Annotated in this window: 17 protein-coding genes; 12 read left to right on the top strand and 5 right to left on the bottom strand. The window is 42.1% G+C overall.

The genetic code is table 11. The features are described from left to right. Positions 1 to 100: 100 nt before the first annotated feature. A complete protein-coding gene (locus AB3N61_RS16040) occupies positions 101 to 1,165 on the top strand; it encodes a histidine kinase dimerization/phosphoacceptor domain -containing protein (protein ID WP_367898077.1) in 1,065 nt (354 codons plus the stop codon). A 3-nt stretch (positions 1,166 to 1,168) separates the two neighbouring features. Here the strand turns inward: AB3N61_RS16040 and AB3N61_RS16035 are convergent, their stop codons facing one another. Together AB3N61_RS16035 and dnaE are read right to left on the bottom strand one after the other, a co-directional pair. Continuing rightward, positions 1,169 to 1,711: a GNAT family N-acetyltransferase gene (locus tag AB3N61_RS16035; RefSeq protein WP_367898076.1), complete on the bottom strand. Its 543-nt coding sequence runs from the start codon at positions 1,709 to 1,711 to the stop codon at positions 1,169 to 1,171. 38 nt (positions 1,712 to 1,749) lie between these two features. After that, positions 1,750 to 5,271: a DNA polymerase III subunit alpha gene (gene dnaE / locus AB3N61_RS16030; RefSeq protein ID WP_367899107.1), complete on the bottom strand. Its 3,522-nt coding sequence runs from the start codon at positions 5,269 to 5,271 to the stop codon at positions 1,750 to 1,752. A 528-nt stretch (positions 5,272 to 5,799) separates the two neighbouring features. Between dnaE and AB3N61_RS16025 the strand changes: the two genes are divergently transcribed. The 4 genes from AB3N61_RS16025 to AB3N61_RS16010 all read left to right on the top strand — a co-directional run bounded on the left by AB3N61_RS16025 (position 5,800) and on the right by AB3N61_RS16010 (position 9,205). Beyond that, positions 5,800 to 6,270 carry a GNAT family N-acetyltransferase gene (locus tag AB3N61_RS16025; protein WP_367898075.1) on the top strand — a complete coding sequence of 157 codons (471 nt, stop codon included), beginning with the start codon at positions 5,800 to 5,802 and terminating at the stop codon, positions 6,268 to 6,270. 148 nt (positions 6,271 to 6,418) lie between these two features. Further along, positions 6,419 to 7,228, top strand: coding sequence for an efflux RND transporter periplasmic adaptor subunit (locus AB3N61_RS16020; RefSeq protein WP_367898074.1), 810 nt, complete (start codon positions 6,419 to 6,421; stop codon positions 7,226 to 7,228). Positions 7,229 to 7,238: 10 nt separating this feature from the next. Next, entirely contained in the window at positions 7,239 to 8,492 is a 1,254-nt protein-coding gene (locus tag AB3N61_RS16015; RefSeq protein ID WP_020769027.1) for an ABC transporter permease, read from the top strand. Then, entirely contained in the window at positions 8,489 to 9,205 is a 717-nt protein-coding gene (locus AB3N61_RS16010) for an ABC transporter ATP-binding protein (protein WP_020769385.1), read from the top strand. Before AB3N61_RS16015 ends, AB3N61_RS16010 begins: the two co-directional genes overlap by 4 nt. A gap of 30 nt (positions 9,206 to 9,235) precedes the next feature. On the opposite strand, the gene gatB is transcribed toward AB3N61_RS16010, so the two are convergent. Next, on the bottom strand, positions 9,236 to 10,693 hold the full coding sequence (gene gatB / locus AB3N61_RS16005) for an Asp-tRNA(Asn)/Glu-tRNA(Gln) amidotransferase subunit GatB (RefSeq protein WP_367898073.1): 1,458 nt from the start codon (positions 10,691 to 10,693) through the stop codon (positions 9,236 to 9,238). 116 nt (positions 10,694 to 10,809) lie between these two features. Between gatB and AB3N61_RS16000 the strand changes: the two genes are divergently transcribed. Genes AB3N61_RS16000 through AB3N61_RS15985 form a run of 4 tightly spaced genes read left to right on the top strand, consistent with a single transcriptional unit; the run spans position 10,810 to position 13,264 of the window. Further along, positions 10,810 to 11,568 carry a ParA family protein gene (locus AB3N61_RS16000; protein WP_020769041.1) on the top strand — a complete coding sequence of 253 codons (759 nt, stop codon included), beginning with the start codon at positions 10,810 to 10,812 and terminating at the stop codon, positions 11,566 to 11,568. Beyond that, positions 11,558 to 12,289 carry a hypothetical protein gene (locus AB3N61_RS15995; protein WP_367898072.1) on the top strand — a complete coding sequence of 244 codons (732 nt, stop codon included), beginning with the start codon at positions 11,558 to 11,560 and terminating at the stop codon, positions 12,287 to 12,289. The genes AB3N61_RS16000 and AB3N61_RS15995 overlap by 11 nt, the downstream gene beginning before the upstream one ends. Then, a complete protein-coding gene (locus tag AB3N61_RS15990) occupies positions 12,290 to 12,976 on the top strand; it encodes a toxin-antitoxin system YwqK family antitoxin (RefSeq protein ID WP_020769406.1) in 687 nt (228 codons plus the stop codon). A 6-nt stretch (positions 12,977 to 12,982) separates the two neighbouring features. Beyond that, on the top strand, positions 12,983 to 13,264 hold the full coding sequence (locus AB3N61_RS15985) for a hypothetical protein (protein ID WP_020769417.1): 282 nt from the start codon (positions 12,983 to 12,985) through the stop codon (positions 13,262 to 13,264). Here AB3N61_RS15985 and AB3N61_RS15980 read toward each other — a convergent pair. Then, on the bottom strand, positions 13,220 to 14,266 hold the full coding sequence (locus AB3N61_RS15980) for an LIC_10230 family protein (protein ID WP_367898071.1): 1,047 nt from the start codon (positions 14,264 to 14,266) through the stop codon (positions 13,220 to 13,222). The genes AB3N61_RS15985 and AB3N61_RS15980 overlap by 45 nt on opposite strands. 79 nt (positions 14,267 to 14,345) lie before the next feature. Continuing rightward, positions 14,346 to 15,362: a hypothetical protein gene (locus tag AB3N61_RS15975; protein WP_367898070.1), complete on the bottom strand. Its 1,017-nt coding sequence runs from the start codon at positions 15,360 to 15,362 to the stop codon at positions 14,346 to 14,348. 135 nt (positions 15,363 to 15,497) lie between these two features. Between AB3N61_RS15975 and AB3N61_RS15970 the strand changes: the two genes are divergently transcribed. From AB3N61_RS15970 to AB3N61_RS15960, 3 genes are read left to right on the top strand one after another with little or no spacing between them, the layout of a single operon-like run. Next, positions 15,498 to 16,871: an ABC transporter permease gene (locus tag AB3N61_RS15970; RefSeq protein ID WP_020769282.1), complete on the top strand. Its 1,374-nt coding sequence runs from the start codon at positions 15,498 to 15,500 to the stop codon at positions 16,869 to 16,871. 1 nt (position 16,872) lies between these two features. Next, the gene (locus AB3N61_RS15965) at positions 16,873 to 17,565 is read left to right on the top strand and encodes an ABC transporter ATP-binding protein (protein WP_020769332.1); all 693 of its coding nucleotides are present in this window, start codon (positions 16,873 to 16,875) and stop codon (positions 17,563 to 17,565) included. Between the two features lie 6 nt (positions 17,566 to 17,571). Next, positions 17,572 to 18,396 carry an ATP--guanido phosphotransferase gene (locus AB3N61_RS15960; protein WP_367898069.1) on the top strand — a complete coding sequence of 275 codons (825 nt, stop codon included), beginning with the start codon at positions 17,572 to 17,574 and terminating at the stop codon, positions 18,394 to 18,396. The last annotated feature ends 63 nt before the right edge of the window (positions 18,397 to 18,459 follow it).

The raw sequence follows: 18,459 nt of genomic DNA, 5'->3' as shown, positions 1-18,459 counted from the left end.
TATTTCCGAATTCCAACTTAAATTGCTTTGTTGCGGATAAAAAGTCTGCTCCGTCCAATAGGCTATTCTATCCGGTCCTTTCGGAAGATTAGGTGTCTTTATGTTTGAAATCGTGGATATTCCGGGGTTACCTCGGAAAAAATATCTTTTAGGGATCGCGATAGTCGTCGGTTTAATGTCCGCCGGTATTTTAGGTTTCGAGTTTTTAACTGGCAATCATACATTTCGTCCGGGATATACGGTCACTGGGATCAGTTCAATACTTTGTTGTTTTTTATTGTATAAGTCCCGATACAAAGAAGCGGTTTATCTCTCTTCCTTTATGTTTGCTTTGGCATTGGGACTAGGCGTTGTTTTTGGTCCTGGAGTTAAGAATGCCGCGGTCTGGTTTCCTGTTTTAGTCTTTTTCCAACTTTATTTTTTCAATCGGAAGATGGCGATAATAGCCATGTTCTATTGTTTAGGACTTATTTTTTGGAAGACGGGTGTCTCTATCGGATCTAACGGTAGTGAAATTTATACGGACTCCATTGCATCCCTTTGCGTTCTTACCTTATTTGCGATTCTGATAGGTGCAAATCTGAACAAGTTGATCTCGGATAAAGATATTCTTTTGAGGGAACTGTCTCATAGGGTCAGAAATAATATGCAAGTGATATTGGAGATGGTTTCCTTTCTCAAAGATTCTGAAGATTCGATGGAAACGAGAAACGTTTTACAGATTTTAGAGAGAAGAATACTGGCCCTCGCGTCCGTTCATACAGTTTCACTAGATGCCGAACATATCCAGAGTGTTTCAATCGGGGATGTGATCGAAAATTATTTGAATCGTATCGTTTCTAAATACAAAGCACTTCCTAACTTGGATCCTATCGCGAAACATTATCAGTTAGATGTGAAAGAAGCGAACCTTCTGCTTTTAGTTTTGGGAGAGATCGTATCGGCAACTTCCGAATCCGTTACGAATCATGTAGAAGATCTGAAGATCAGTTTTCGAAATCCTTCGATTAGAACATTAGAATTACAAGTTGAAGGGGCAAGTTTGGTGGAAGGGGATTGGAGCCGTTTTTCTAGGGACCTATTAAGTCATTCTGGCGGAGATCTAAAAGTGGATCCGAGCGGGATTGGAAAAGTTTCGGCTAGTTTAGTGACTCTGAAAAGGTAATGTTTAAATTCTATTGTTCCAATCTTCCGAACTGATCCTGTATAGAACATGGGTCCTAAGTGAAGAACCTTTCTGAACTCTGGGATGCTCGAATTCTCCAGAATAACATAATCCTATACTATTCATCACTCCTCTGGATGGATGATTGATCCTAGAAGTAAAAGAAACGATCTCTTTTGAAAGGGAATTTTCAAATCCGAATTTTAAAGCTGCTGTCGCTGCTTCTTTTGCGTATCCTTTTCCCCAAAAATTTTGATCCAATCTCCAACCGATCTCCAATGCTGGCGTGAAGAAGGAATTAAAATTCGTATACATTAAGCCGGTGAATCCGAAAAATATCCCGGATAACTTTTCTTCTAAGGCAAACAATCCGAAACCGAATTTTTCCCAATGTCGGTTTATCCTAAGGGTAAGTTTTTCAGTTTCGGATTTGTCGAGTAGTTTTGGAAAAAATTTCATCACGCTCGGATGGGAATTCATTCTGGAAAAAGGTTCCAGATCTTCCTTTCTCCATTTTCTTAATAGTAAGCGGGATGTTTCCAGCATCTGTGATTGAGAATATAAAATTTGAGCGCGGTTGGAAATTACATCTTAACCGCTTGTTTGGTCCCATTGTTTCCATAGAGTCTGACATTGTCTCCGAAACTTTCGAAAACGGTATCTTCTCCCAATAAAGTAACCAATCGATTCATCAATTCAGGATTCGGCTGCACTGAGTAATGATTATGAGCGCGGATCACCTTCTTCTCTTCGTCTCCTGAGATTAGATGGAAATAAACTTGGGAGTTCCCTTGGTATGCAGCGAGTAAAGTATGCAGCTGACCGATGATATCCGGCATTTTTCTATGGCGCTCTCCTAACTTGATGTGAAGCGCTTTTTCCATCTTGTCTTCAATGGTTGCTTCGTTCAAGATCTCAAAGCTGTTTACTTTGATCTGCCCCCTGAGTTCGGATTCTCCGGCTTCTATCCTGTCTAGATCTCCTTTTAGGAATACTGCTTGGTCTTCTTTGATGAGTTCTTTGAACTTTTGGTACACTTTAGGAAAGGCCACACATTCTATTTCTCCCGTGCGATCCTCCAGCTTAAAGTTTACGAATTCTTCCTTTTTTTTAGTGAATTTGATCTTTAAAGAAGTAAGAATCCCTACAACTTCTACTTTATTACCTGCTTTGATATTGTCCAAGGTTTCGATCGGAACGGAGTTCAGACTTTTTAAGTGACCTTGGTATTTGTCCAAAGGATGCCCTGAAAGAAAAAGACCGGTGATCGATTTTTCTCTTCTGAGCCTATCTTCCATTTCCCATTCGTCTGCGTCTTTAGGGAGTTTTAATTCATAGCTGAGGCCGCTGTCTCCGAAAAGGGAGAATTGACCTTCTCTAGATCTTTCCTGTTCTTTTTGTGCGAAGGAAACCAGACTGTCCATGGACTCGAATAGACATTTTCGAGTGTAGCCGAAAGAATCTAAGGCGCCACCTTGTACCAATGCTTCGAGTATCTTTTTGTTCAGTACTCGAGTATCTATATTGGTCATAAACTCGGTGATCTTTTTGAAACCTCCGAGGTTCTTTCTTGCTTGGATTATATTTTCTGCCGCACCCTCTCCTACACCTTTCATTGCAGAGATCCCGAATCGAATCGTATGGTCATCGATTACGGAGAAGGATACATCGGACTCGTTTACGTCCGGAGTCAAAACGTTGATCCCCATTTCGCGAGCATTATTGATATATTTTACAATGTCGGTCGTTTTGGAATGATCTCCTGCGAGTAATGCAGCCATGTACTCGGTCGGATAATTTGCCTTCATATATGCGGTTTGGTAGGTGACTAACGCGTACGCTACTGAGTGCGATTTGTTAAATCCGTATCCTCCGAATTTTTCCAACTGGTCGAATAGTTCTTCTGCGAATTTTTTTGCGTGGCCTTGTTTTTGCGCGCCTTCGATGAACTTGATCCGCAACGGATCCATGAGTTCTTTTTTCTTTTTTGCCATGGCTTTTCGGAGCATATCCGATTCGCCCATTGTGTATCCTCCCACAACTCGGGAGATACTCATCACCTGCTCTTGGTATACGGTGAGTCCGAAAGTTTCCTTTAAAATTACTTCGCAAGAAGAATGTGGATAAGTGACCGGTTTTTTGCCACTCTTACGTTCCAAATATTCCTCTAACATCCCTGATTCCATTGGACCGGGACGATAAAGTGCGATCAAGGCTACGATCTCGTCAAAATTGGAGACCTGGCTTCGAGCGACAAGATCCGTAATACCGGTGGATTCTAATTGGAAGATACCAAGTGTATTGGCTTTTCTTAATAATGCGTACGTGTTTGCATCATCCAGAGGGATTTTGTCCAGATCTAAGTCGATCCCTCTTCTTTCCTTAACAAGTTTGATCGCATAGTTTAGGGTCGTTAAGTTTTTGAGACCTAAAATATCCATCTTGATCAGGCCGACGGATTCCAAATTGTTTTTTTCGTATTGGGTAACGATAGATCGAACGCCCGGCTTGTCCTTCTCCGCAACAGTGGAAAGTGGAACTACATCTTCCAAGGGAAAAGGAGAGATTACTACGCCCGCAGCGTGGCGTCCCGGTTGCCGATGGTTCCCTTCTAAACGTTTTGCGATCGCGAAAATCTTTTTGTTTAAGTCGTCTTTTTCACTGGCTTGTTTCAAGTCACCGGACATCGCCAATGCTTCGTCTATTGTGATACCTGGTTTGCTAGGACAATAACTTGTGAGTCGATTTGATTCTTCGAAAGGAAGATTCATCACTCTGGCAACGTCCTTGAGCGCTGCCTTGGCGCCCAAGGAACCGAATGTAATGATCTGACCGACTCTATCTTCTCCGTATTTTTTGCGGATATAATTGATCACTTCTTCTCGGCGTTCCACGCAGAAGTCCGTATCGATATCCGGCATGTCCTTTCTGTCCGGATTCAAAAATCTTTCGAAGAGTAGATTGAACTGTAAAGGTTCTACGTTCGTGATCCCGAGTGCGTAAGCCACGATGGAACCTGCTGCGGATCCTCTTCCTGGACCGACTGGGATACCGGTTTTTTTGGCGAAGTTGATATAATCCTGAACGATCAAGAAGTAGCCTGCGAAGTGCATGTTCTTGATCGTGTTTAGCTCGAATTCTACTCTTTCTTTGATCTCGGAAGTAACTTGAGGATAACGCTGGCGTATTCCTTCCCAAACCAGTTTTTCCATAAAACCGTATTCGTCGAAACCTTCCGGAACAGCAAACTCAGGCAGAAGATAATTGCCGAACTTTAATTTAAGATCTACTTTATCACGAACTTCTAATGTAGAATAGAATGCCTGAGGGATTTCAGGGAAAAGTGCTTTCATTTCCGCAGGGCTTTTTACGTAGAAGTGCTGGTTGAATCCGAACTCCATTTCGTCTTCGATCGTTTTTCTCATTCCGATACGAAGAAGAATGTCCTGGGCTTCCTTATCGTCTTTTTTTAAGAAGTGAGAATCGTTCGTTACTACTAATTTGATCCCTGTCTTTTGAGCGAGATCGTATACACCTTTCGCGACAATATCTTGTTCCGGAATCCCGTGGTTTTGGATCTCTAAGTAGAAGTCTTCTTTATTAAAAATTTCGTTTAGTTTCCCCGCGAGTTGGAAGGATTCAGGAGTTTTACCTTCTAAAATTTTGCGGTTCACTTCTCCTGCTAGGCAGGCGGTAAGACAGATTAGACCTTCGCTATTTCTATCCAGAAGATCGTAGTCGATCCTTGCCTTCTTATAAAAACCTTCGGTATACGATTTACTTGCAAGCTTTATTAGATTTTTGTAACCTACTTCGTTTTTAGCGAGAAGAATGAGATGGTATGCGTTTCCGTCCGCGATCTTAAATTCTTCCGTTTCCGCCTTTCTGTTGGGAGAAACGTAAAATTCGCAGCCGATGATCGGTTTTATCCCGGCTTTGGTCGCCTCATTGTAAAATTCGATTGCACCGAACATATTCCCATGGTCCGTCATTGCCACGGAGCTCATACCAAGCTCCTTGACATGTTGCATTAGCTCTTTGATGCGGATTGCCCCGTCGAGCATAGAGTAAGTTGTGTGCAGATGAAGGTGGGCAAAGTCTTCCATAACAAGGGACATAATAGAAAGCGGGACCTGTCTCCGTCAAGCGGAGTAGGCCGAAATCTTGAAAACCGGGTGTGGATTTTCCATACCGAAATACCAGAATTTCTCGAAGGCTTTCCTTGAGAATCATAATGGCAAAAAAAGATAAAATCCATCTTTTCTGAACAAACGATGTAATACTATGTAAGTAAGTCTTAGCCGCCAATCTATTCGAATTCCGCTTTTCTGAACCTATCTCGAAAATACTCTAAGAGTAATTTTAGCAGCGAATTCATTAGCTTCTCCTTTACCGGCACTTTTATTGCAAAACTTCGGGGATCACTTTGCCATTTTGGCTTGGCTCTTGGTCAAAGGATTCACTACATTCTATTTAGTATTATTTGAAGTATGTTCTAACGATTGTTGCTGCCTATCGGTGGGAAACGTTCGAAAGGTGGAGAAAGTCCAAGAAATCGGATAGGAAAAGATATAATTTAGAAAATCGAAATAGACTTTAAAGCATGGATTGTTTTGCTCTTTCTTAAAACAAATATGCAAACAGAAAAGTCCATCAGTATAAGGATCGCCAGCCGCTCCGACTTAGAAGAGCTTTCGGAATTATTCGACCTTTATCGTAAGTTTTATGGGTTTGTTTCGGATCCTGTCGGGGCAAAAAAGTTTTTAGAAGATAGACTTTTACATAAGGACTCAGTCTTGATCGTAGCAGAAGGCGTGGGAGGCCTGTTGGGTTTCGCACAACTTTATCCCGTCTTCTCTTCATTATCCTTAAAAAGAGATTATATACTCAACGATCTATACATTAGAGAAACGGAACGTAGAAAGGGAACTGCTAAAAAGATCCTGAGAGGAGTGGCAAATCATATCATTGAACACGGAGGCAAAGGGATGAGTTTGGAAACTCACCCTGATAATCGCCACGCGAGACATCTCTATGAACGTTTTGGATTCAAATTAAACGAGGAATTTTTACATTACTACTGGGCAGTCCCTAAGGAAAAATAGAGAAGGCTATCCCGGCTTAACAAAGAGAACTTTTTCCCTTTAACTGGACTGATTATCGGCTGGATTCCCCTTTTGTCCCATCTCCTGTTGACATACTGCGCTTAAAATCGTAGAAAATAGTGGAGATAAGATAGATTGGGAAATCCGAATGAGCAAGTTTCTAGCTTTTATAAAATTATTATATTCTTCTAAAAAGCGAAGATTTGCGGCAGCCGGAATCTTCTTAACTTTGTTCTTGTTCCTTACTTATGCGTATATGAAAGGAAGAAAAGAAGAGATCTCCCCAAAGGTAGGATCGATCGTTGAATTGGTCTATTCCCTTGGAACGGTAAAATCCGAAAGAGTTTACCATTTAAAGTTAGGCGTTACCTCTTCCATCCGAAAGTTATATGTAAAGGAAGGTCAGGAAGTGAGAGAAGGTTCCGATCTACTCTACACGGATACCGGCACCCTATTTAAAGCTCCTTTTTCCGGAACTGTGACAACACTTTCATTTCAAGAAGGAGAGGTGGTTATGCCGGGCACTCCTATTCTTAAGATCATGGACCTGAAAAAGACCTACATTTTACTTTCCTTGGACCAGGATTCAGTATTAAGAATGCGACCAGGGCAAAAAGCGGAACTAAGTTTTGAAACCATCCGTGGTAATAAACTTACCGGAAAGATCGATCGAGTATATCCATCCGATGGACAATTTTATGTGACGGTAGATGTAGACTCTATGCCGGAAGGGGTCTTGCCTGAAATGACTGCGGACGTAGCTGTCGAAGTGGCTAAAAAAGAAAAAGCTCTTTTGGTCCCTGTGAAATCCATCATAAAAGGAAGGATCCATATAATAAGATCCGGAAAAAAACTTTGGGTAGATGCGAAAGTGGGAGCGGTTGACGGTGAATGGTGCGAGGTATTGGAAAATTCCGTCTTAGAGACCGATTCGATTCTGATGAACGGAAACCCCTAAGGAGATCGGAATGTTTTTTTTAGCAATCCGGCAATTGATCAGTCGTCCACAACAAACTTTCCTTACCTTTTTCGGGATCCTTTTAGGAACCGCAGGCTACGTTGTTTTTTCCGGGATGATGTTGGGCTTTCAGGAATATATCACTGATCAGTTGGTGAATAACGATGCACAGATCAGGATCTCTCCTAGGGACGAGGTCTTAAAAGAGGAAAGTTTTGAAGGAGTTTTTTTTCCGGATTCGTTCGTTCGTTGGATCAAACCTCCATCGGGAAAAACCGATTCAACTCAGCTAACGAACGTTAAGGGTTGGTTCCTAAAATTAGATCTTGATGAGAGGGTGGAGGCTTACGCTCCCCAATTGAATCGGCAATTGATTTTCAAGTTCGGAAAACAAACTCTTCCCGCCAAACTGTTCGGGATAGATCCGGTCAGACAAACGAAAGTTACCACAATCGGGAACTACGTCGAAGAGGGAAATTTGCGGGATCTGGACCGGGGTGGCGACGTAATTTTTGCAGGAGCCGGGCTCATAGAACGATTGGGTGCCGAAGCGGGAGATATCATCCAAGTAGTTTCGACGAATGGAAAAATTTCAAACGTAAAAGTGGAAGGAGTGATTCGGATCGGAAATCGTATGATAGACGAGAGTTCAGTATATGCATCTATCCGAACAGTTCAAAGACTTACTCAGGCAAACGGGATTATTTCGGAGATAGTAGTCCGATTAAAAGACGTTTCAATGGCGGCGGATGTTGCGACCGAATGGTCTTTTCTGACAAGGGATAAGGTACAAAGTTGGGACCAAGCATACGAAAGTATCCTTTCGGTATTTAAGACCCAGAACATAGTACGGAATACGACTACATTTACGATCATTCTGGTTGTAGCATTCGGAATTTATAATGTACTAAATATGGTCGTGAACCATAAGAAAAAAGAGATAGCGATCTTAAGATCTCTCGGATTCGACGAGAATGATACGATCCGTCTTTTTATTATCCAAGGATTATTATTGGGGTTCCTGGGCGCACTTTTGGGACTTTTGGTCGGAGCGATTGCTTGTTATTGGTTGGATGGTTATCCGATCGGAGGAAAAACCACAAAAGGTCCGATGATGACCAACGTAATGAAGATCTCTTGGAATTACGGTATCTATATCCAGGCTTTTTGCCTTTCCGTCATTACTAGTGGGATCGCTGCATATATTCCGGCCAGATCGGCATCTAAATTGTCTCCTGTAGAGATCATTCGGGGAAGCGCATGAATTACGATCCTCATATAATTCTTAATTGTGATTCTCTCGTAAAATCTTTCGGAGAACCGGCTACTTTAGCAATACGTGATGTTACTCTTAGCATAAAAAAAGGGGAATTCGTTTCTCTTACCGGTCGATCAGGCTCCGGAAAGTCCACTTTACTTTACATGTTGAGCGGATTGGATACTCCAAGTTCCGGTAAAGTATATTTGGAAGGAAAAGATCTTTTCCAAATGGAAAGTAAAGAAGCTCATAGTTTTCGGAACAAAAATATCGGATTCGTTTTTCAGTTTCATTATCTTCTTCCCGAGTTAAGTGCAATCGAGAATATATTGATGCCCACAAGAAAAATTGGAGAAGAAGGAAAGAAACGAGATTATGCTCGCAGCCTACTGAAGGACTTCGGGTTGGAACATTGTAAGGATAAATATCCTTCGCAAATGTCCGGCGGAGAACAACAAAGAGCTGCGATCGCCAGAGCGCTAATAATGGAGCCGGGATTGATCTTTGCGGACGAGCCCACAGGAAATTTGGATACGGCAAACGGCGACAAAACGATGGAGATCTTTAAGCAACGGAATAAAGAGAACGGCACAACGATCCTGTATGTAACTCATGATCCGGAATACGCAGCCTTAGCCGACAGAAGGATCAATATGGTTGACGGACAAATAGAATCGGACCAAAGGCAGAATTCCACAAAAAGAAAATCGAAATCCTAAGGTCGACTAAAGTTATGTAAAGATCTTGTCTTAACCTTTAGGAGGCAAAGGCCCTAATTTATCCAGTAACATCTGATTTACCAGATTCGGGTCCGCTTTTCCTTTGGAAACTTTCATCACATAACCTACGATTGCACCGAGAGCTCTGTCCTTTCCTGATTTGTATTTTTGGACGGCGTCTTCGTTTGCAGCGATTGCCTCGTCTACAATCCTTTCGATCTCTTTATCGTCTCGAACTACGATCAGATTTTTTTCGGTCACGATTGTTTCCGGATCTTTGTCGGTCCCAAGCATTTCTTCAAAGACGGTTTTACCGATCTTACCCGAAATTTTTCCGTCAGCGATCAGTTTTACCAGTCCGCCTATTCTTTCCGGTCCAACTTTAAATTCGGAAATCGTAATACTTTCTTTATTAATAATTCCTAATACTTCGTCTTTGACCCAATTGGAAGTTTTTTTAGGGTCTCCGGAGACTTTAAGAGCGCTTTCGTAATAATCGGCAATCTCCCTTTCCGCAGTGAGTACTTCCGCATCATATTTGGGAAGTCCTAATTTTTCTACGAATCTGTCTCTTCTTGCATCGGGAAGTTCCGGAAGGGATTTGCGGATATCTTCTACGGTTTCTTTTGTAAGAATTACGGGAGGAAGGTCCGGATCTGGAAAATATCTGTAGTCGTGACTCATTTCTTTAGTTCTCATAGTGAGAGTCACGTTGGATGCGGAATCCCAAAGTTTGGTCTGTTGAGGGAATGTTTTTCCCTGAGAATACATATCTCTTTGCCATTCTACCTCGTAATCGATAGCGGCTTTGACTGCTTTGAACGAGTTCAGGTTTTTGATCTCTACTCTTGTGCCGAATTTGTCCGAACCTTTCGGGCGAATGGAAACGTTTGCATCACAACGGAGGGAACCTTCTTCCATATTACAATCGGAAACTCTAATATACCTGAGAATAGATTTAAGAGCTAAAAGATAATAGTAAGCTTCGTCGGAAGAACGCATTTCCGGTTCGGAAACGATCTCTATCAATGGAGTGCCTGCACGATTTAAGTCTACGTAAGACTGAGGGATCTTGGGATCAGCGGAGTGTATTAATTTTCCGGCATCTTCTTCTATATGAATGCGGGTGAGGTTTACGGATCTAGGTTTATCTTCTCCCTTAACGGTAAAGGTGATCTTACCTCCTTCACAGATAGGTCGGTCGAATTGTGAAATTTGGTACCCTTTGGGAAGGTCCGGATAAAAATAATTTTTTCGATCGAACTTAGTATGTAGAGTAATATTGGAACCGAATGCCAGACCCGCCATGATCGCCTTGGTCAACGCTTCTTCGTTTAAAACCGGCAAAGAACCGGGAAGTCCCAAACAAACCGAGGAAACCTGGGAATTGGGAGCGGCTCCGAATTTAGAAGGGCTATCGGAGAAAACTTTGGAATCCGTGTTTAATTGAGCATGTACTTCCAAACCGATGATTACTTCGTATTCCATTAGGGCTCCCTTGCCTCCTTCTCCGAAAGACCAGGAAATTTTTCCTTCTCCTTGAAATTTTAGAGGCCTATGGAGTTATTCTTCTAAGAGGACCAGTACCGGCAACGGATTTTTGAATGAAACAGACTCTTTGTATAGCCAATCAAAAAGGGGGAGTGGGAAAGACCACCACGTCCGTCCATCTTGCCGTGGGCCTTGCGAAAAAGGGAGAAAGGGTTTTGCTCATAGACCTGGATGCCCAGAACAATGCGAGTTCCGTGTTCCCGGAATCTTCTTCCAAGAACGGTAAGGACTCTTTTTTACTTTTTAGCGAGAAGGTCCCGATTCGCGAACTCATCTCTCCGACCAGGATTCCCGGTTTGAGTTTGCTTCCTGCGTCTTCTAAACTTTCTCAGATCGATGTTCTTCTTTCCGGAAAAATGGACGGCTTTTTTGTTCTGAAGGAAGCCTTGGAAACGGTTCAGAATGATTTTGATTGGGTGGTGATCGATTGTCCGCCTAGCCTTTCTTTGATCACTATGAATGCATTTGTCGCCGCGACCGGACTCATCGTTCCGTTGCAGATCTCTAAATTTTCTTTGGATGGGATAGAGGCGATCTTAGAAGCTAAAAACCATACCGTTAAAAGGTTTAACCCCGGATTGAAAATTTTAGGAGCATTATTGACCTTATTCCAACAAAGGACCACGATGTCTCAAACGGTAGTTCCTATGATTGAAGAACATCTTCGTCTATTCGAATCGAAAATCCCTCCTTCCGTTGCAGTGGAAGAGGCGCATCTTTTAAACCAGTCTTTGTACGAATACCAGCCCAAAAATAAAACAACCAAGGCTTACCAGCAATTCACAGACGAGGTCTACTCTTTTGGCGGGTAAGAAGGACTTATTAAAAAAAGCGGCAGGGGCGGCCGTCAAAAAAACATTAGGCGGAGAATTTTCCGCCGAAAAAAAGCCGGATCTAAAGGTGCCGGAAACGCCGGCGGTTTTAGAACCGATTTCCTCGACTCGGGTCCCTTCTGAGGAGACTGGTTTCGTTTCGGAACCCGGTTCCAAGTCGGAGATTGATTCTACTCCTTCCGAACCGCCCGAAAGCCGGGAAAAACAATTGCCCAAAAAAGAGCCCATTTTCAAGCTAAACAACGGTATGAGGATAGAAGAATACACACAAACGGGACTCCGCGATTCTAACGGAAATAAAAAATGGATCCGCATTCTCGGTGTCTTCTTGGTATTGATCTTTGTATGGTGGCTATGGCCTTCTAAACACGAGATCTATATGGACGTGGATAAAATGACCCCGGACAAGGTTTCCGGAATGGGTTCGGAAAAAGAGTATCATTTTACTCACGGACAGGACTTTTTCATATATTATAAAAGAGGCGGTTGGTTCTCTCCCGATAAGATCAAACTTACGATCTATAAGGTGGATGAATCCAGGGAAGAGGTCAGCGTTCAGGAGAAAGAGTTCAAACGCAGATTCGATAAATTCCAAACCTACTACGACGATTCTTTCTTCGACGAAGAGGGCGCTTACGAAGCGGAGATCAAGGACGAGAACGGAGAAATTCTCGTGACCAAAAAATTCACCATCGATTAGATGAAATTTTCAAAATTTATAATATTCTTCGTCTGCTCCTTTTTATTCTTTTGTGAATCTACGGAAAGGCCTCATGGTCTACCTGCAGGCGCAAAATACGACAAGAATATGAACGCGTATATTCTGAACGAGCCGGGGCTTGCCAGAATATATTACGATAATGGGAAGTTATACTTCGAATGTCCTTTAGATGAGAACAAACTCTATCATGGACTATGTAAATCTTATCTCAGATCCGAGGAAGGGATCTCTTCCCAAGGAAAATACGAACACGGTTCCAAGGTTGGGGATTGGGTTTGGTATTTTGCGGATGGTAAACCCTATATCAAACAAAAATTTGGAAGCCAGATCAAAGACGAGTTCGCTCAAATTAACGGTGACGAAGGAAACGAAGAAGGTCCGTACGAAAGATATTATCCGGAAGGAACTCTGGAAGTAAAAGGAAATTATAAGAACGGACAGAAGTCCGATTTTTGGCAGAAATACTTCAAAGACGGAGAATTGGAATATTCAGGTTATTATTCCAAAGGAAAAAAGATCCGCACCTGGTTCTATTATTTTCCGAACAGGCAAACAGAGTCTGTCGAAGTTTTCGATGAGAATGGCAATTTTTTATCCAGGACTATCTTTTCTCCGACTGGAAAAGTTCTTTGTGAAGTTCAGAAAAAAGAATCTCGTTGCGGATAATCCCTAATGGATCCCAGACATCTCAAACTGGAAAAGTTTGCAGCCTGGGGATTTTTCATCATTACGGTTTACTTAAGTGTTTATCTCACTCTGAATCATTATGCGGGAGAAGGTTTTATACTCTCCTTGGTCGTGACCCATCTCGGGATATTTATCGCATTTAGAAGAGTGTTGGATAGATTGAGCTATTCTGTTTTAGCTTTTTCTCATATTGTTCTTTGTTATTGGTTGGGAAAGAACGCTTTAGAGATTTTGTCTACTGTCGATGGATGGAAACAGGGATTCTAAGATCCCGAAGTTGATCGTAAGTAGATTGAATAAGAACAGGATAAATACGACCACCAGGACCAAAACCAAAAGTATCATCAAAGCGATCCTGATAAATCTGACCTGTAGATAACTGATCCCTAAGGCCAAGTTTTGGTAGGTACTCAACTCCGAGCTTTTTCCGAACTTGAGATAGTTGCGGATATAAAACGCAGAAATCACGACGACTGCCCCTGCGATCAAGATCCCGAAAGGTTCCGAATAATTTTTTTGGAGAACGAACAGCGGGATATAAACGATATTTCCGATCAATGTTCCCAAAGCTACAATTCCCAAAAAATGGAGAAGTGCGGTAGCAAAAGAATGGTTCCGATTACTTTCGGATCTAAATTCAGATTCGTCCTCTCTCAAGTTTTTAAGAGAAGAAAAGCGATCTGCGTCATCCCTTGAAAAAAGTTTTCCGATGGTAAACATCAGATAGACCATACCTATGATCCAAGCGAACGCAAAAAATAAAGAAGGGATCACCCAAAAAAGATCTTCCGTTCTTCCGGAACTTGCTCCAGCTAAAGCGATATTCGGCATACTGAAAAGTCCGTGAATAAAGCCGAAAAAGTACAATATTCTGTTTAAGAACGTGTAGAAAAATGCCCTGAAATAAAGAGAAAGAAAAGAAGTCAGGGAGAGGATCGCTAAAAATACATAAAAGAAGATCTGCAATCTTTGTCCGAGTAATACTCTTCCTAATCTGTTTTTGATCTCTTCGGGTTGGGAATCGTTCGGAAGACTTGGATCTTCTATCTCTTTTAGGATCTTTTTGGTCAGCATCATTTGAGAGATCGCTCCACCTTGGAAATAAAATCCGGAGATAGGCTCTCTCGCAGTCCCGTCTAACAAAGCTTCCATTGTTGCGGTGTCATTTGTATTTAAGAAAGTAGGTTGTAAAAAAAGTTGAAACCCGCTGACCAATAGAAGAACGAATGGAATAATGTAAGTGATAGTCAATTTAATGCGAGATTTCATATCGTAATCCGTCTATAGGGCTATGATTTTACTGAGCTGGATTCTCTCCATCCAAAAAGTTGTGAGAGAAAGACCTGACTTAAAGTAAGAATACAAAAATCGCGATCATTCCAATTCCCACAACCCCTAATGCGATCAATACAGTCAGAAGTAGACTGGATTCTCCCGCTTCCAAGGAAGCGTTGGAAGTTGAAGAGGCGCTGCTCGGGCCGCCGGACTTAGAAACCGGTTTTTCTCCGGTATAAAGACGGACCTTGATGGAATTTTCTTCTTCGTAAATTTTGCCGAAGACATCGTTCCCTATTTTGACAATGGTTTCATTCTCAACACCTTTATTCTCAGTGGCGACAACCGTGGCCGGAATAGGTTTAATACTTCCGTCTTCCGTTTTGAGTTTCATAGAGTCTATGATCCCCAAAGTAGTAGGATCGTTTCCGATCAATTGGACTACGATCTGATCCCCTGGTTTGAGTTGATTGACCGGGATGCCGGAAACAGGAGAAAGAATAAATTTGAACTGAACTCTTGAAGCGGTAGGAGGAATAGAAGCATCTATTCCTGTCGGAACTCCAATTGGGATTGTAGGAAGTTCTTCCGGTGCGGATTCTTCATGGACTTCTTCCGCCGAATCCAACGTTTCAAAGGAAGTTTTCCCGGAACCGGCTTCCTCGATCTTATCTCGATCGATTAAGGAATACCAAAGACTGATATCCGGTTTGGAATTTCCCATTGCTTGGTTTTGGATCTGATTGATCAGGTATCTGATCTTTTCGTCCTCGCGCTTATTGATATAATGAATGAGCTGCTCCATAAAATCGTCGGAGCGTCCGCTGTTTTGGAATAGTTCCTGAAGTTTATTTGTGAGATTTTTAAGTTGTTTGCCTTCGTATTTGATCTTTTGGCAGATATTGGTGACATCCTTAAAGGTTGTTCCGGATAACGGAACGTTGATCAACTCGCTATTTCCCACGGCAACTACTTCGAATCTATCGATCCGACTGGAAACCGGATCGACGATTCCCCCAAATAGGATGTAAAGAGAGGAAGCCCCGTCCCTAGACTGAAATAATAAGGAGTATACTTGTTCGGATGGCATATAATTTCGAATGAGAGACCGATCCTACTATGAGGCTAAATCGGTATCGACTTTTTTTTGACATCCTGCATCGGAATCTGATAATTGTCAAACTAAGGAAATTTGCGAATTTGTTTAATTTCAATCGCCAAACTGATGAATTTCTTCTTTCATAGATCCCCCCTGATCCTACTTCTCACTTCCCGATATATCCGAGGATCCAGAGTTACAGGACTCCTTTCGATCAAATCCAGGATTTCGTTTATCGTTATGGCTGTCGGAGTCGCCCTACTTATCGTAGTGCTTTCTATCTTCAACGGATTTCAAAGGCAACTTAAGGAATCTCTGTGGCAAGGTGGAGAACATATTACAATTGAAAGTAGTTCCAATGGCGGAGAGATCCGGGACTACCAAAAAATCATCAAATATATACAAAACGATCCTGATCTCAAAGATAGGATCATTTCCGTCGAAGGTGGGATCCAAAGTCACGGGCTCATCCAGAGATATAACGTATTTTATCCGGTTCTAATCAAGGCGGTCGCAGTCCCAAGTGTGGATGCGCTGACAGAGCATAAACTTCATAACTTTCCAAGACTTGTCCATTACGATAGAGAAGAGCTGGGTCATCTGAATCGAGAGAACTACATCATCTTGGGAAAAGAGATGGAGGATCTTTACAATTTCAGTTTGGGCAAACAGCTTACTTTGGCAGTGCCGGGAGGAAGATTCTCTCTTGGAAAAGGGGTGGAAGTAAGCGTTCAAAACTTCAGAGTATCCGGATTTTTTAAAACAGGGAACTATAAGTTCGATTCCAGTTTTGTTTATATGGCATTGCCGGTAGCGCAGAAATTTTTCAAGATGAAAGATTCCGTGAACCAGATCACGATCAAAGCGAAATCCCTGGATGATCTTGCGATCAGCAAGCGGAAACTGTACAAACTTTTTAATAGTTTAGAGTTCGAACAGGAAATAGATGCTGCTTCTTCTTTATCCGTGAGAACGATCGCAGAAGAGCAGGAAAATCTTTTAGCAGCTCTACAATTGGAGAAGACGATCATCTCTATAATCGTTTTCTTATTTATTATCTTAGCCGCGCTTGGGATGGTCGCTTCCGTTTATTCTCTAGTTCGTGCCAAACGGAAATCGATCGGAGTGCTCAAGGCTCTCGGGCTCCCTGCTTCCGATATACTTTTGATCTTTACGTTGAATGCGATGCTTGTAGGGATCTTAGCATCTTTGACCGGCGGAGTTACGGGAGTATTCTTAGCAAACTCACTCGATACGATTATAGGTTATGTAGAAGAGATCATCAATATGCTCGGACCTTCTTTTACCGGCTCGGATTGGACTCCTGTGGAATTAGTTCCTAAACGGATCTATTATTTTGATAAACTTCCTGTGGATATCAATATACCTTTTATTTTTATGGTGACCACTGCGGCTACCATACTTTCCGGAATTGCCGGATACTTCCCTGCAAGATGGGCGGCAAGCCTGAATCCTGTCGACACCATAAGGAACGACTAACGTGAGTATTATTAAGATCCGAAATCTGGTTAAAAAGTATCATATCCTCGAAAAGGAATTTTCCGTACTAGATGGATTGGACATGGACGTGGAGGAAGGAGAGATTTTCTCGATAGAGGGAAAATCCGGGATCGGAAAATCCACTCTTCTAAACATATTGGGAGCCATGGACGGTTTCGATTCCGGCGAAGTGGAAGTTTGCGGAATTAATTTAAGCGAGATGGACGAGAGGGGAAAAGAAAGTTTTCGTGCGGAGAAGATCGCATTCATCTTCCAACATCATCTTCTTCTTCCGGATTTTTCCGCTTTGGAAAATGTGAGCATTCCACTTTTGATCAAAGGTTATTCTACTTCTAAAGCGGAAAAGGAAGCAATTTCCATGTTGGAAAAAGTAGGACTGAAAGAAAGAATTCATAGTCATCCTTCTCAACTTTCCGGAGGTGAAAGCGCTCGTGTGGGTGTGGCAAGAGCGCTTGTCGCAGGAAAAAAACTCATACTCGCCGACGAGCCTACGGGAAACTTGGACAGAGAGAATTCCAGAAATCTAATGGGTCTAATCCAGGAATTACAAAAGGATCTTCGATTCAGTCTAATACTAGTAACCCACGATATGGAACTGGCGGCTCTTGCACATAAAAGAAACCAGATCTTCCAAGGAAAATTGAAACCCGCAGTCATCCCGCAAACGGTGTAAACAATTATGGATGGCTGTATTTATTGCGGCTTATCCCTACTCGACTGGAAAAATCGGGGAAAGATCGGATGCGCTCATTGTATCCAATTTTTGGGAGAGGAATATACCAAGTTTATTCCGATCCAAGCTCCTTCCGATTGGGAACCGCCTTCTCATTTTCCCGCAATTTCCGTCTGGGAAAAATTCAGAAAAACGAATTGGGAAGAAGGTCTATCATATATAGATTCTCATCGTTTACCGTTTTCATACAGATTTCGTATTGCCAGAAACCCGAAAAATTCCACATATACCGAACGTTCCGAAAAAACGGACCAATTTCTAGATTCGTTTATAGGAAAGAATGATTCCAAGACCAAAGATCTAAATTCGGGAAAAAATCGACTGATCCCGGAATTAAAACAAAGAATTCCTTGGGAATCAGGGACATTAGTAGTGGGAGACGAGGATCATATTCGCTGGGAATATGTGACTGATTCCCTTCTTGAGTTAAACTCAGTCCTAAAATCCGATTTTTTAATAAAATTCGAGGCAGAAGATAAGTTTGATTTTCAAAAAGGGATCGGATTCATCAATTCCTGTCCTACCAACTCCGGTTTTGGGGACAAACTTTCTGTTTCCATTCCGGCAAGACTTGCGGACTCGGGAGAGTTAAAGGATTTCCGATTGCCTACAGACTGGGGCTTCTATCGGGAAGAATTGAAGGGTAGATTGGTTTTTTTCCGAAAAAATTTCGGTCCAAATCGAAAAAATTCCTTTTTCAATTTGGTTTCGTATTTAGCCTTACTGGTAATAAGCGGAAAAGACGAGACAAAAGCCTCATTTGAACCGTAATCCTTTTTGGTTAACTAGTCCGATATATTCTTTAAGGGAGATTCCGGCTCCCAGTTGGAAATT

The sequence above is a fragment of the Leptospira sp. WS58.C1 genome, from assembly GCF_040833995.1.
Taxonomy (GTDB): domain Bacteria; phylum Spirochaetota; class Leptospiria; order Leptospirales; family Leptospiraceae; genus Leptospira_B; species Leptospira_B cinconiae.
The sequence above is the reverse complement of the archived record's forward strand: the minus strand, read 5'-3'. Positions and strand labels throughout refer to the sequence as shown.

Excerpts from the sequence above, each read along its gene's own strand:
- AB3N61_RS15980 (WP_367898071.1), bottom strand. The coding sequence starts at position 14,266 with ATGAAATCTCGCATTAAATTGACTATCACTTACATTATTCCATTCGTT.
- AB3N61_RS16040 (WP_367898077.1), top strand. The coding sequence starts at position 101 with ATGTTTGAAATCGTGGATATTCCGGGGTTACCTCGGAAAAAATATCTT.
- AB3N61_RS16015 (WP_020769027.1), top strand. The coding sequence starts at position 7,239 with ATGTTTTTTTTAGCAATCCGGCAATTGATCAGTCGTCCACAACAAACT.
- AB3N61_RS15985 (WP_020769417.1), top strand. The coding sequence starts at position 12,983 with ATGGATCCCAGACATCTCAAACTGGAAAAGTTTGCAGCCTGGGGATTT.
- AB3N61_RS16000 (WP_020769041.1), top strand. The coding sequence starts at position 10,810 with ATGAAACAGACTCTTTGTATAGCCAATCAAAAAGGGGGAGTGGGAAAG.
- AB3N61_RS16035 (WP_367898076.1), bottom strand. The coding sequence starts at position 1,711 with ATGCTGGAAACATCCCGCTTACTATTAAGAAAATGGAGAAAGGAAGAT.
- AB3N61_RS16010 (WP_020769385.1), top strand. The coding sequence starts at position 8,489 with ATGAATTACGATCCTCATATAATTCTTAATTGTGATTCTCTCGTAAAA.
- AB3N61_RS15990 (WP_020769406.1), top strand. The coding sequence starts at position 12,290 with ATGAAATTTTCAAAATTTATAATATTCTTCGTCTGCTCCTTTTTATTC.
- AB3N61_RS15975 (WP_367898070.1), bottom strand. The coding sequence starts at position 15,362 with ATGCCATCCGAACAAGTATACTCCTTATTATTTCAGTCTAGGGACGGG.
- gatB (WP_367898073.1), bottom strand. The coding sequence starts at position 10,693 with ATGGAATACGAAGTAATCATCGGTTTGGAAGTACATGCTCAATTAAAC.
- dnaE (WP_367899107.1), bottom strand. The coding sequence starts at position 5,271 with ATGGAAGACTTTGCCCACCTTCATCTGCACACAACTTACTCTATGCTC.
- AB3N61_RS15970 (WP_020769282.1), top strand. The coding sequence starts at position 15,498 with ATGAATTTCTTCTTTCATAGATCCCCCCTGATCCTACTTCTCACTTCC.
- AB3N61_RS15960 (WP_367898069.1), top strand. The coding sequence starts at position 17,572 with ATGGATGGCTGTATTTATTGCGGCTTATCCCTACTCGACTGGAAAAAT.
- AB3N61_RS16025 (WP_367898075.1), top strand. The coding sequence starts at position 5,800 with ATGCAAACAGAAAAGTCCATCAGTATAAGGATCGCCAGCCGCTCCGAC.
- AB3N61_RS16020 (WP_367898074.1), top strand. The coding sequence starts at position 6,419 with ATGAGCAAGTTTCTAGCTTTTATAAAATTATTATATTCTTCTAAAAAG.